Annotated in this window: 8 protein-coding genes, 1 tRNA gene and 1 pseudogene; 6 read left to right on the top strand and 4 right to left on the bottom strand. The window is 46.9% G+C overall.

From position 1 onward, the window contains the following. Window positions 1-19 precede the first annotated feature (19 nt). From mttB to MA_RS02750, 3 genes and pseudogenes are all read right to left on the bottom strand, one after another. A pseudogene (mttB, locus tag MA_RS02765) lies at window positions 20-1,507 on the bottom strand ([trimethylamine--corrinoid protein] Co-methyltransferase). Window positions 1,508-1,533: 26 nt separating this feature from the next. Beyond that, window positions 1,534-2,175, bottom strand: coding sequence for a dimethylamine corrinoid protein MtbC (mtbC, locus tag MA_RS02760; RefSeq protein ID WP_011020576.1), 642 nt, complete (start codon window positions 2,173-2,175; stop codon window positions 1,534-1,536). Window positions 2,176-3,102: 927 nt separating this feature from the next. Further along, on the bottom strand, window positions 3,103-4,251 hold the full coding sequence (locus MA_RS02750) for a (Fe-S)-binding protein (protein ID WP_011020575.1): 1,149 nt from the start codon (window positions 4,249-4,251) through the stop codon (window positions 3,103-3,105). Window positions 4,252-4,592: 341 nt separating this feature from the next. On the opposite strand from MA_RS02750, the gene MA_RS02745 reads away from it, so the two are divergent. Together MA_RS02745 and MA_RS02740 are read left to right on the top strand one after the other, a co-directional pair. After that, complete coding sequence (locus MA_RS02745) at window positions 4,593-5,177, top strand: CDP-alcohol phosphatidyltransferase family protein (RefSeq protein ID WP_011020574.1); 585 nt, start codon at window positions 4,593-4,595, stop codon at window positions 5,175-5,177. Between the two features lie 177 nt (window positions 5,178-5,354). Further along, window positions 5,355-5,432: transfer RNA gene (locus tag MA_RS02740), tRNA-Pro, on the top strand. Window positions 5,433-5,824: 392 nt separating this feature from the next. Here the strand turns inward: MA_RS02740 and MA_RS28335 are convergent. Then, window positions 5,825-6,064 carry a hypothetical protein gene (locus MA_RS28335; RefSeq protein ID WP_052279100.1) on the bottom strand — a complete coding sequence of 80 codons (240 nt, stop codon included), beginning with the start codon at window positions 6,062-6,064 and terminating at the stop codon, window positions 5,825-5,827. Window positions 6,065-6,585: 521 nt separating this feature from the next. Between MA_RS28335 and mutS the strand changes: the two genes are divergently transcribed. The 4 genes from mutS (at window position 6,586) to MA_RS02715 (ending at window position 13,843) form a co-directional block, all read left to right on the top strand. Continuing rightward, entirely contained in the window at window positions 6,586-9,288 is a 2,703-nt protein-coding gene (gene mutS, locus MA_RS02730; RefSeq protein ID WP_011020572.1) for a DNA mismatch repair protein MutS, read from the top strand. 199 nt (window positions 9,289-9,487) lie between these two features. After that, the gene (gene mutL / locus MA_RS02725) at window positions 9,488-11,458 is read left to right on the top strand and encodes a DNA mismatch repair endonuclease MutL (protein ID WP_011020571.1); all 1,971 of its coding nucleotides are present in this window, start codon (window positions 9,488-9,490) and stop codon (window positions 11,456-11,458) included. A 645-nt stretch (window positions 11,459-12,103) separates the two neighbouring features. After that, complete coding sequence (locus MA_RS02720; protein ID WP_011020570.1) at window positions 12,104-13,123, top strand: cobalt-precorrin-5B (C(1))-methyltransferase; 1,020 nt, start codon at window positions 12,104-12,106, stop codon at window positions 13,121-13,123. A gap of 132 nt (window positions 13,124-13,255) precedes the next feature. Next, complete coding sequence (locus MA_RS02715) at window positions 13,256-13,843, top strand: cobalt-precorrin-7 (C(5))-methyltransferase (protein WP_011020569.1); 588 nt, start codon at window positions 13,256-13,258, stop codon at window positions 13,841-13,843. Window positions 13,844-13,854: the final 11 nt, after the last annotated feature.

The following is a 13,854-nucleotide window of genomic DNA, read 5'->3' as shown; positions in this document are numbered from 1 at the left end:
TCCTGAATATCTGGTATAATTACATGCCTCTGAAGGCTTTGTCAGCTCTGTCCACGACAGCCTGCATATCCTTAAGAATGTCTGCATCGATTGGTTTGACGACGTGGTTTTTGAGAACATCTACGACCTTGTCATGTGCAGCGGATGCGAGGTCCTTTGATCCGGCTGCTGCCCAGTCTCCGAACATGCGCCTATCAATAAGCATGGGGTCAGATGGGTAGTTCACAAGTTGTCTGGTCTGTTTGAGGGCAAGGAAGTTGTTTCCGATACCTACCTTCTGGATGGATTCGACAGCAAGAGTTTCCTCATTTACAGGAACTCCCTGAAGAGCTTTCTTTGTCATCTTGATGATGTCGTTGTCAATAACGAGCTGTTCCATAGAGAAGGTCATACCGAGCTCAAGCATCCCGGCGCCGTACAGAGTGTTTGCGCCTGCAAGGGCTGGCAGGAGACAGGTCATTGTTTTTTCGTGCCCTGCCTGGTTGTCCGGGATCTTTGCATCAGACTAGGTGCCTGCCACGAATGCGGGGAGGCCATAGAACTGGGCGAGCTTTGCGACAGATGCGCTGATCAGGCCGAGTTCGGGAGATCCAACGGGAGCAGTGCCCTTCTTCAGGTCAAATGTTGTGGTAGAGCTTCCGTACCAGACCTTAGTCCCGGGGACTGTAAGCTGGGCAAGGGTGATACCTGCGAGAACTTCTGCGTTGTGGGTTACAAGAGTTCCAGCAAGGTAGACAGGTGAAGACCCACCGGACATTGCCATACTCAGGACGTTTACAGGCATTCCGAAACGTGCACCCTTAATGATGACCTGACAGGCATTGACACTGAGCTCAAGAGGGCTGGTCGGGCAGAGGAGCATGGAGAAAATAGGTTTTTTCCTGGCTTCTTCTTCATCGCCACCGTAGTAGGCTGTTACGATGTCCCGGTAGTATTCGACATTTTCGCCGACGGGGTCGATGTGGTGGTAGTGCTTTGCGGTGTTTGCGATAGGAGTGAGGGTTTCGTGGACGTCCTGGGCACCCTGACCTGCAATGTCTCTTGCGGAGACAGGGAGGGAGAAATAGTCGATGTTTTCAGCCCAGTCACAGAGCTTTGCGATGTCTGCGATGTCCTGTTCCACGGAGTCAACGGTTACGTACTTGCCGTCCTGGTACTTGCACATCTTAACGCCTGTACCGAAACAGGTCCAGTGCACTTTACCGCCGCATTCCTGGACGGTGTTGAACTTCTTGTCGCGGCCCCAGAGGACAAACCTGGAGGGAGCAAGCTGAAGGGCTCTTCTTACAAGGTATTCAGGGATCTTTACAACATTTGTCTTTTCGTCTACTTCGCAGCCATTTTCCTTGAAGATCTGCCTTGCCTCGGGGTCAGAGACCTGTACACCGGGGTTCATCAGAACATCCATGGTAGCGTAGTGGATTGCTTTGAGTTCGTCAGTAGTAAAAAGGTTTAATTCTACACCGTTAAGTGCATTGAATCCTGCAACTGCATTATTTTTTGCCATTTTTGTAACCTCCGAATAAGAATGATTTATGCCAGCAGTTCTTTTGCCTTGGCAACAGCCTCGCTTGCGTTTTCAGCATAACAATCTGCACCGATCTTGTCAGCCCAGGCCTGGGTAGCCGGAGCGCCTCCGATCATGACCTTTACATTTTCCCTGAGACCTTCTTCTTTGAGGAGCTCGATAACATCTCTCTGGCCCGGGAGGGTGGTGGTCATAAGAGCGGAAAGTCCGATCATGTCAGCATTGACTTCCTTTGCTTTTTCGACAAAGTTCTTGATCGGAACATCACGGCCGATGTCGTGCACTTCAAAACCAGCGGACTGGAGCATGGTGGATACGATGGATTTCCCGATGTCATGGACATCGCCTTCCACAGTACCATTCACAATAACGCCCATTTTCGAGCTGGCAGAGCCTTCAGGCATAAGGTCCTTTAAGGCTTCAACTCCGGCAGTCATTGCGTCAGCAGCCATCATCACATGGGGTAAGAAAAGTTTGCCCCTTTCAAAGAGGACACCCACTTCGTTCATGCCTGCTGCAAGCCCTTTTTCAATGATTTCGGAGGGATCCAGTTCTCCTTTTGCCTTTTCAACGGCAGCGAGTACCGCATCCTTCTTACAGGTGATTACAGCGCCTGCAAGTTCCTGAAGCAATTCTTCTTTGCTAATATTGCATCCTCCGTTTTAGTTTTTCAACTATGGAGACGTCTCGACCCACAATTACCATGAATAATCATGAACTATTGGGTTGCCAGCTCATACTCTACGAGTCATGAGTGCACAAGAAGTAATTCACGATAACCACAGGTAGGGAATCATGATTACTACAGGCGAAACTGAGAAATCAGGCAAAATTTTTTATTTTCCTGATCGGGGTTCATGAGTACTTTAGCAGAGGGAGTGTTTTTGGTGCCATTTTAAATCCCGTCTGTTTTACTCATCATTTCAGATGTCTCCAAGTTAAAGTTCGATTTACTGATATAAATATTTTGTCAGAAGGTGTATGGCAAAACCAGGGGTTGCATAAATACTTTTTGGTTAAAATATTTTGAAGGGAGTGCTCAGGAGAGGGAAAGAGAGGACATAACGAAAAATATAAATATAAAATATTAAAGATGGACTTTTGAAGGCATATAAGAGCAGGAAAATAAAGTTAACGGTAGAAATTTCGGATAAAATATTAAAAAAGTAGAACATTTCATTATTAAGGGCGCAATGATATGCAATGGCTATTGAAGCTGTTTTTTATCCGAATTTTGAGCCATATAATTTGATGGACGATAAGAAATTCCTTTTTTGAGCAAGACTTTTGTTCTCTCCCGGGATTTGAACAGAATTCAGGTTGGAAAAACGGAAAAAAGAGAAAACATTATATATAAGAAATATTGCTGGGTTAGATTTTTGCTACGATTTTGTGCCCCAGTAAAAGGATAAAAAGTAAGGGAAAACGGAAAAAGAGAAAAAGAGAGTCGAGGGAATCAGAAAGAAGTAGAATTCCAAAGAGAAAGAATTCCAGGAAAAAAATTCCAGAAAAAAGAATTTCAAGAGAAAGAATCCCAGGAAAAAGAATCATGAAGAAAAAATTCCGGGGAAAATTTATGGCAAATCGGGCTCCTGATATCCTGAAATACAGAACCTGTAAGCCCTGTTTACAAGTTCAAGCATTTTCTCATCTTCCCGCTCTATATTTAATCCGCAAGCAAGGCAAAGGTATTCAGCGAGGTCAAAGACCTTTATCTGTTCGTCTCTACCGGCTTCAAGAAGGTTTTGCATACAGCCGCCACAGTTGGTTATAATCACATCACAGCCCAGTTTTCCGGCAGCTTCGTAGCGGTCAGAAGCAACTGAAAGGGATTCGGAAGGGTAGTTAACTCTTACCCCGCCTCCGAACCCGCAGCAAGCTGAATTTTCGGGGGTTTTGTTTGCAAGCTCGGTGCCGGGAATATTTTCGAGCACGTTTCTTGCTTCCCTGTAGACACCCATGCCCCGGGTAAGATGGCAGGGATCATGGTAAAAAACCCTGTGTTTAAGAGCAGCACCGGGAGAAAATTTGCCCTCCCCAAGCAGGCGTTCCAGGTACTGTGAGACCTGCAGCACCTCAAAGTCCAGTTCTCCGAACATTTTGGGATAGATTTCCTTAAAAGCTTTAAAGCAGCCGGGACAGGCTGTAAGCAGGATTTTGGCACCCCTCTTCCGGACCTCTTCGATATTTCGCTGTCCGTTCCGCAGAATCGGAGCCGGATTTCCCGCCCCTGCAGAAACTGCTCCGCAGCAGTATTCAAGCCCGCTCAGGACCGTATAATCGACTCCTGCATTTTCCAGCAGGGCAACGGTTGCCTGCGCCATATTCTTGTTAATATAGGTGCCCGCGCAGCCCGGAAAATACACGACAGAGCCGGGGCCGTCTTTGTAGTCGGGAACTTCATCCATTTCAGCAACCTTCTTGAAAAGATTATTTTCAGCATCAGGGTCTGCCATAGTCTGCCTGTCTGTAAGCCCGTGTTCACTTACCCATTTCTGCCGGGCAGGAGATATAAGCATCTTTATTCCCAGGGCTTCGGGACAGGCATCGGCACAAAGCCCGCAGGTCAGGCAGCTCAGCAGGGAGTCAGGCTCAATTTCTGAAGTCCCTTCCAGATACCCGTAAAGCAGGTCAAGCAAACCGAGATCATCGTACCGGGGGCAGACTGAAAGGCACTGTCCGCATTGCGTGCATTTTTCCCTGTGTTCTTCCACAATATTCATATTTTAACTCCATATCATTTTAAACTCATGTGACTTTATTCATATAACGATCCTTAAAACCCTTTTCTGGAGAATTCCATTCCTGCAGACCATTCAATCAGGAAAGTTGCCCTTCAAGTTTTTAAAGGACTCTTTCAAAGAACTGTGCGGAACCCCGAAACCCAAAATCTTTAGAAAAAAGATAAGACTATATCCGGATATGCGGTATCAATAACCAGATAAAATAGCCAGATAAAAAAATAGTCAAATAAATAAGAATATTAGCTCGATAAAAAGGAAGAGTAGCCAGATAAAAGGATGGGATTGAAATATTCGAAGACCTGAAAAACAGCGCAAGAAAGATGGTAATTCCGTTTGCCCGCTCAGTGCCCCTCTCTCCAAACACTCTAACCCTGCTGGGTTTTGCGGTAAGCGTGGCTGCCGGAGTTGCATTCGCGCTGGGAAAACCTTTTGAAGGAGGGTTCCTGATCCTCTTCAGCGGAGTTTTTGATATCCTTGACGGAGGGGTCGCAAGAGCAAAAGGAAGGATCACTCCCTTCGGAGGTGTCCTCGACTCGGTTTGCGACCGCTATTCCGACGGCCTGATGTTCCTTGGAATCATGGCCGGAGCAATTTATGGCCGGCTCAGCTTTGCCCCCTTCCTCGGGGTGGAAGGCTGGCTCTGGGCAGGCTTCGCACTGATCGGCTCTTTCCTGGTAAGCTACACCCGCGCCCGTGCCGAGTCCGCAGGTTGCAGGAAACTATCAGTAGGAATTGCTGAAAGAACCGAAAGAATGGTCATCCTGGCCCTTGGTGCCCTCTCAGGTTTCCTTGGCTGGGCTCTTGTGCTGATAGCCGTATTTTCCCACATCACCATGATCCAGAGAGTGCTGAGGGCAAAAAGCATACTGAGCAGTCCATCGGAACCCGAAAGCCAGAAACCGTAAGCCGAATTCCTGGAAAAAATCCACGCAAAAAACGCAGATCAACACTCAAAAAAATAACAAAGATAGGGAGCTGATTTTTCCCTACCGATACTCATTTATACTACATGTTTAATTACAGTAGTTGGTTGATGGCAAATAAAGTAATCCGTTATCATCAAAAAATATAATCTACTCTGCGGGGCCGTAGGGTAGCTTGGTCCATCCTGCAAGGCTGGGGGTCTTGCGACTTGAGTTCGAATCTCAGCGGCCCCACCAGATTCATTCAAGTTTTTGACATTTTTACACATTTTGCTGCGTTTTTAGAACCCTATTTTGCTGCATAGTTCATTTTCAAGCCTTTTTCTCTTTTTTGAGCTTATTCCGGAACTCGTTCCCGGATTTTTAAATTTGTTTTTGAACCCGGGGAACTCACCGACTGCGAAGCATTCGGCCTTTTCCAAAAGAGAGAAAAGAATCCACGAAAGCCAGATACTATGAAAAACCTAAGGTCAATGAGATGAAATTACAAAAACAGATACTTTTAGTTTCTTTCACTCGTTATCGGCTACTGCATAACAAAGAATTATTTCAAGGAATCAGGCAGGAGCTTTTTTAGCAGATTTTAAAGTGTCAGAGAAATATAAAAGAAGTAAAGAGATAGTTGGAATTTATTCCTTTTCCTCTTCCCCCTCTTCCATTTTATCTTCGGTTTCCTTTTCCTCTTCCTCTTCCTTATCCTTTTCCTCTTCCTCTCCCTCTTCCTTATCCTTTTCCTCTTCCTCTCCCTCTTCCTTATCCTTTTCCTCTTCCTCTCCCTCTTCCTTATCCTTTTCCTCTTCCTTTTCCTCTTCCTCTTTCTTTTCCTTTCTCTTTTCCCGCTTATACGTTTCTTTTATTTTCTCAATCATTTCCTCATTAGCCTCAACAACAAAAGCTCCGACATATCCGCACTCCTTGCAGTGGTATACTGAACCTACATATCCTCCAACCTCATAGTAAATATCGGCGTTTCCGCAGACTGGACAGACTTCAACTAATTTTTCCCGGCTCAGAGCAATCCCTCCTTTGATAAGGCTTACAATCCCGAATTGTTAATTATATATAAGAAGCATGATTCAAGATAAAGACATAGTATTTTAAACTGATCTTCGAAATGATGTTCAGGCTGGTACTCAAACTGAGGTTCAAACTAATACTCAAATTAGGTCCGAGCTAATGCTCAAACTCGTATGCTGGAAGGAAGCATGCTGCTTAACTAAAATATCCAACCACTAAAATAACCAACCGTTTATTCAAGGTTCCTGCTCCAGATTCAGGTATTGTTCCTGATTTGGAGAATTATATACTAAGAAATTTAACTGTGGATCTAATTGTGGATATAGATCTAATTGCGGATATTAAAGATTCAAGGCTTACAGTGAGTTGAAAAATGACAGAAATAATGACCCCTGCAATGCGCCAGTACTACGAAGCCAAGCAGGCATACCCTGATACCCTTATCTTCTTCAGGATGGGAGATTTCTACGAATCTTTTGGGGAGGACGCAAAAACCATTGCAAAGGAACTTGAAATTACCCTGACAGCTCGGGGAAAGGACAGAACAGGGGAGAGAATGCCGCTTGCAGGGATTCCCTACCATGCCATTGACACCTACCTGCCCAGGCTGATAAATAAGGGGTACAAGGTAGCCATCTGTGAACAACTCGAAGACCCGAAAAAGGCAAAAGGCGTTGTGAAGCGGGGGGTTGTCAGGGTTGTAACACCGGGGACGGCAATAGATTCTTCCATGTTTTCGGATGCCTCAAACAATTACCTCATGGCAGTTGCAGGAAGAGAAGGCGGAAAATCCGGAAAGAACGGAGAAAAAGAAATGGAATTCGGAATCTCCTTCCTCGACATCTCGACAGGGGAGTTCCTTACAACCCAGTTTACGGACTCGGAAAACTTTGACAAACTCCTCAGCGAACTTGCCCGCATGCATCCTGCAGAATGTATCCTGCCTCCTTCCCTGTACGGGAATTCGGAGCTTACAGGCAAGTTAAGGGAGCATACAATTGTGCAGGAATTTGCTCCCGAGGTTTTCGGAACCGAGGAAGCCGGAGAAAAATTAAAAACCCATTTCGGGGTTGCAACCCTCGAGGGCATGGGCTGTCAAAAACTGGAGTTTGCAGTTTACTCGGCCTGGGCCGCCCTTGAGTATGCAAAAACCACACAGATGAGGGATCTTACCCATATCAACACCCTCAGGACCTACTCAAACACCGAGTTCATGATCCTTGACTCGATTACCCTGCGCAACCTCGAAATCGTAAAAAACGTGAGAGATGAAGGAGACGAAAATTCCCTTTACAGGACCCTGAACTGCACAAGAACTCCTATGGGGAACCGCACACTGAAAAAATGGCTTTTAAAGCCCCTTCTTTCCGTGGAAAAAATCAACCCCAGGCTGGATGCGATAGAAGAACTCGCAGAAGACTCGCTGCTCCGCTACGATATAAGGGACTGGCTCTCAGATGTAAGGGATATCGAACGCCTGGTAGGGAGGATAGTATACGGAAACGCCAGTGCTCGAGACCTCGTAGCCCTGAAGAAATCTCTGGGCGTTGTTCCCTCCCTCCGGGACTCCCTGCTGGAAAAAGCCAGGTTCGAAATGTTAAAAGAGATTGCAGAAGGGCTTGCATCCTTTTCCGAACTGGAAGAACTGGCTGAGATGATCGAAATAGCAATCATGGATGAACCCCCTGTATCCGTCCGGGAAGGAGGAATGATAAAATCCGGATACAGCCCGGAACTCGACGAACTCCGGGATATTTCAAGCAACAGCAAACAGTGGATTGCGGCTTTCCAGCAAAAAGAAAGAGAACGAAGCGGGATCAAGTCCCTGAAAGTCGGATACAATAAAGTCTTTGGGTATTATATCGAGGTTACCCATGCAAACAGCAGCCAGGTGCCTGAAGATTACATAAGAAAGCAGACAATGGCCAATGCCGAGCGTTTCTTTACCCCCGAGCTTAAAGAAAAAGAAAGCCTTATCCTGACAGCAAACGAAAAAGCAGTGGCTCTGGAATACGAAATCTTTGCCGAAATCACACGAACCCTTTCAGCCCGTTCAAGGGAACTCCAGGAAACCGCGGAAAGAATAGGAACCCTGGATGTCCTTGCAAGCCTTGCCGAGGCTACGGAAAACAACAACTATACACGCCCGCAGCTTACCGAAGACTGCAAGATTCTCATAAGAGACGGAAGGCATCCGGTAGTCGAAAGTACCGTATCGGGAGGCTTTGTGCCTAATGATACCGAAATGGACTGCAAGGAAAACCAGTTTTTGCTTGTTACCGGCCCGAACATGGCAGGAAAGTCCACCTATATGCGCCAGACAGCTCTTATTGCAATTATGGCCCAGGTGGGCTCCTTTGTCCCGGCTTCTTACGCTTCCGTAGGCATAATAGACCAGGTCTTTACAAGGATAGGAGCTTTTGATGACCTTGCAAGCGGGCAGAGCACTTTTATGGTCGAAATGGTGGAGCTTGCAAATATCCTGAATAATGCAAGCCCGAAAAGCCTTGTACTGCTTGACGAAATCGGCAGGGGGACGAGCACATACGACGGATACAGCATCGCAAAAGCCGTTGTTGAGTTCCTGCACAACAGGGGAAAGGTTGGAATAAGGGCTCTTTTTGCAACCCACTATCACCAGCTCACAGCTCTTGAAGAGAAATTGAAGCGGGTCAAAAATTATCATATTGCAGTAAAAGAAGACGGGCATGAGCTGGTTTTCCTGCGGAAAATCGTTCCCGGAGCAACAGACCGGAGTTACGGAATCCACGTTGCAAGGCTTGCCGGAGTCCCGGAAAAGGTTATCGAAAGGGCAAATGAGATCCTGAAGGAACTTGAAAGGGAAAACGTGCTTGAAGAAGCCGAGGACGGCGAAAACGGGAAAAAGAAGAAAAGCAAGGCAACAGCTCGCTATACCCAGATGCTGCTTTTCGACCCAGGCAGCGGAAGCAGAAGTTCAGAGAAGGCGAAGGGGCTGAGCCCTGTGGAAGCTGCCCTGAAAAAGGTTAACCCGGATGAGATGACGCCAATAGAAGCCCTGAACAAACTTCATGAGCTGAAAAAGCTGCTCGGCTAAAAGAAACAGGTTAAAAAAAGGAATGGAATAGGTTAGAAAAAGGAATAGAGGAACAGATTTAAAGTCAGGTGGAAAAACAGATGGGAAGCAGGCAGAAGAGCAGATAGAATAGAAGATTGAAGAACGGATGAGAGAGCAGATTGAAGAAATGACGGAAGGGCAAACCGGAAAGTAAGCTGAAGAGCAGGTTGAAGAAAAGATGGAAGAGCAGGGAAATAAAATCCGGATTCTTGACAGGGACACGATAAATAAAATCGCAGCCGGTGAGGTAATAGAACGCCCGGCATCTGTAGTAAAAGAGCTAGTGGACAACTCAATAGACGCAGGAGCCACGGAAATTCGCATCGAAGTTGAGAAGGGAGGAAAACATTCCATCCTTATCCGGGACAACGGATGCGGGATGAGCAAAGCCGATGCTCTACTCTCGTATGAAAAACACGCAACAAGCAAACTCACGAGGATCGAAGACCTAGATACGGTCTCAACAATGGGATTCAGGGGAGAAGCCCTTGCTTCGATTACCGCCATTGCAAAGGTAGAAATCCTTACCCGTCCCCCTGAAGAGCTTACCGGCACAAAACTGGTCATCCACGGAGGGAAGGTTCAGGAAACATCGGATGCGGGCACGGCTCCCGGAACCTCGGTATACGTAAAAGAGCTCTTCTACAACACCCCTGCAAGGCGAAAGTACCTGAAAAGCGACCGGACCGAGCTTGCCCACATCACGGATACCGTAACAAGGCTTGCCCTTGCAAATCCCGGAATTTCCTTTACCCTGTTAAGCGAAGGAAAGCCGGTAATAAGAAGTACGGGCTCAAGTGACCTTTTCAAAAGCCTGGTAAACCTTCTCGGGCCTGATACTGCCCGCTCAATGCTGCCCCTTGAGTACAGGACAGAAGACTTTGAAATCCGGGGATATGTCTCAAAACCTGAAACCAACAGGGGTGGAAGTGATCAGCTTTATGTTTTCGTAAACACGCGCCCTGTAACTTCCAGAGCTATTAACATGGCTGTCCGCGAAGGATACTACACAAAGATTCCTAAAGGCCGCTATCCTGTGGCAGTGCTTGCTCTGACCCTTAACCCTGAAGAAGTAGACGTAAACGTACATCCCCGCAAAGCCGAAGTCCGGTTCAGCCGGGAAAAAGAAGTAGGGGATGCAGTTATCCGCGCAGTTGAAAAGGTCCTTTCGGAACACGGGCTTGCCCCCGAGGTCAGGGAAAAGGAAGGAAAAAGGCTTCAGAAAACCTTTGAAGACCCCGGATTATCAGAAAAAATTCAGCCTCAAGAAACCCCTGCAACCCTGCCGGAGAAGGCAGCTGGAAAGGAAATCGGGGTTCGAGAGGAAGCAAAGGTATCTGAGAACAGCAGGCTCCTGAAAGAAAAATCCGAAGCTTACACTTATCCGATAAAGGATACGGAGAGAAGGCTGAAGAAATCCGAACGCCTGCTTGATTCTGACGGAAAGGCAGGAATTCAGGATGGCTTGAAGAAAGTAGAGCCGGCAAGTAAAAAAGAAGAGGAGAAGGTAAATGAAAGAATAAAGGCAGAGGAGAAGCAAAGTCAGAAGCTGAAACCGAAAGCAAACACTGACCTTCTCGAAGACCTGCGGATCATAGGTCAGGTCTCCAAAATGTATATCCTTGCCGAAAAAGGGGAAGACCTTGTGATAATCGACCAGCATGCGGCCCATGAAAGAGTCCTTTACGAGCAGGTCCTGAGGACGAAAAAAGCCAGGGTGCAGGAACTGATCACTCCTGTGATGATCGAACTTACCCCCAAAGAAAGGGTGTTGATGGAGGAATACATCCCCCACCTGGAGGAATACGGTTTCGGGATCTCGGAATTTGGGGACAATACTTATGTCGTGACCTTTGTCCCCGAGGTTTTCGGAAGGCTTGAGGACACAGGCGTAATCCATGACGTGATATCGGATCTGCTGGCTGAAGGGAAGGTCAAAAAAGACACCGGGATCTCAGAAAAAGTTAGCAAGACCCTTGCCTGCAGAGCAGCAATCAAAGGAGGGGCAGCCTGCAACACAAGGCAGATGGAAGAGTTGATAGAACAGCTCAAAGCCGCTGAAAGTCCCTACTCCTGCCCGCACGGGAGACCAACAGTGATAACCTTTACGAAAGGTGAACTGGACCGCATGTTTGCAAGAACCCAGTAAACAACCTCCCCCGGAAAAAAGTAAAAAGTAAAAAATACCCGGGAAAAATAACTGCCCAGAGGAAAGTACTGTCCACACCAAACGTAATCTTTCGATGGAGTGAGTGGGAAGAATACTGAAAATTACCTATGAAGAGGTTCGAAGGGATTTCCACTGGAAACCTACCATTTTTTTCCTATAGATTTATATAATATAACTGGAAATTTAGAGGTAGATGTCAGTACCCACCTGACATCTGAAAGGCATCATTCCGTAAGACTATTTTTTACACACCAACCCCCCAAACACCCCAACAGAATGGTACCCCCCATTCGAACCCCAAGAGAAATACCCCAACTTCCGGAAAAACGAACAAATCCCCACCTCTGGAATGATGCCACTTTTTTCTATATTATCCTGTGATGTTTACACTGTTTTATGGTCTTTTATGGTATTTTTCAAGAATCGTTTTTTCAAGAATCGTTTTTTCAAGAATTGTTTTTTCAAGAACTGACCCTTATCCGGACCCAGGCTTTTTTTCAGGGTTTGCATAGAAAGCCTGCTGGGATTTCATAAGTATCAGTTTTGTTTTATTGAGGCTCTTCGGGCTCTTTTCCAGGCTTCAGGTCAATACATTTATAATAAAAAACCTCCGAGTATTCTTCCATGATAGATCCGGTTAACAATTTCAAGATCCCTGAAGAATGGATTGCCCGTAGTGGGCTGCCCAGGGAAGAACTTGAAAAAAACGTAGCATCCGGGATGATTGTGATTCTGAGTGACGGGTCCGTGCTCAAGAGAGGATATACAACAGGAACCACAGCCAGTGCCGCTGCAAAAGCAGCTGTACTCTCCCTTAAAAAAACAGTTGACAGCGTGTCCGTGCCCACCCCGGTAGGGCTGAGAGCTTACCTTGAAGTCAGCAAATCCTCTCCCGGGCGTGCAGTTGTAAAGAAGATTCCTAACGACCATGAATCCGATGTTACCCGGGGGCTTGAATTTGTAGGGGAAGCCAGAGAAGCCGAGGGGATCAGCATCCTGGGCGGAAAAGGCATAGGGATTGTAAAAAGGGACGGACTTCAGGTCCCAAAAGGAAAGCCGGCCATCAATCCGAAACCCATGGAGCAGATCCGGGCTGCGGTACAGGAAGCCGTCGAAGAGCTGGGCCTGAAGGGTGCCGAGGTCACGATTTTGATCCCTGAGGGAGAAAGGATAGGAAAAGAGACTTTGAACAGCAGGATAGGAGTCGAAGGCGGGATTTCGGTCCTCGGGAGCACAGGCTTTGTCGAGCCCTGGAACGACCACCTTGGAGAGATGAGAGGAGACCTGATCCGCTGCACGGATAAAGTGGTCCTGACCACGGGCCGGATAGGAATGAAGTATTCTCACATGCTCTTTCCCGATTACACTGTTGTTATGGTCGGGAGCAGGATTTCGGAAGGGCTTGATAACGCTTCAGGCGACATCATTATCTGCGGGCTTCCGGGCCTTGTCCTGAAATGGGGAAACCCAAAGATGCTGGAAGGCAGCGGCTATGCAACCGTTGTTGAGATGCTTGAAAAAGCCCCGGAACACGAGCGCCTGAAAGAAGCTTTTGAAATGGCGGTTGAGAAAGGCAAAGGTGCAAGAATCGTTGTGATTGACAGGGACGGGTCTGTCCTTATGGACAGCAAAAGCGGAAAATAAAAACGAATTCGGAAATTGAATTAAAACTAAATTGAGACTTTGAATTGAAATTAAATCCATAAATTGAATTAAAAGTAAAATCCAGAGACTAAGATCTCGGAAATTCGAACCGGACAGAGGGGAAGAAAAACTATGATTGTGGTAGGAGTCGGAGTCGGACCCGGTATGCTCACGGAAGAAGGAATAAGGGCGATTAGGAAGGCATCGGTGGTTTACGGGGCAAAAAGAGCCCTTGAAATCGCACAGGAATATATCACCTGCGAAGCAAAGACGATTAAAGACTATAAGTCACTCCACCTCCTGCCTGCAGATTCAGTTGTCCTGTCAACAGGGGACCCCATGTTTTCCGGGCTTGGAAAATTTGCAGGGGAAAAAGATACCGTAATTCCCGGAATCTCTTCAATGCAGGCAGCCTGTGCCCGAACAAAAGTGAACCTGACCAACATCTGTGCAATAACAGCCCACGGAAGGGACTTTGAGCCTGCAAAAGCCGAACTGATCCGGGAATTGAAGAACGGAAGAAACATTTTCCTGCTGCCGGAAGAGGCATTCGGCCCCCGTGAGGTTGCAGAAATTCTTAAAGAACTTGAGATAGATGCCGAGCTCTATACCTGTGAAAACCTCGGTTACCCCGAAGAAAGGATCGCAAAAGGCACTCCTGACAAACCCCCGATTGCCGAAACTATCCTCTACGGGCTGCTTGTCGTGCAGAAAAGATGAAAAAAGAAGGC

It is taken from the genome of Methanosarcina acetivorans C2A (genome assembly GCF_000007345.1).
Lineage (GTDB): Archaea > Halobacteriota > Methanosarcinia > Methanosarcinales > Methanosarcinaceae > Methanosarcina > Methanosarcina acetivorans.
This window is presented reverse-complemented; position numbering and strand designations above follow the sequence as displayed.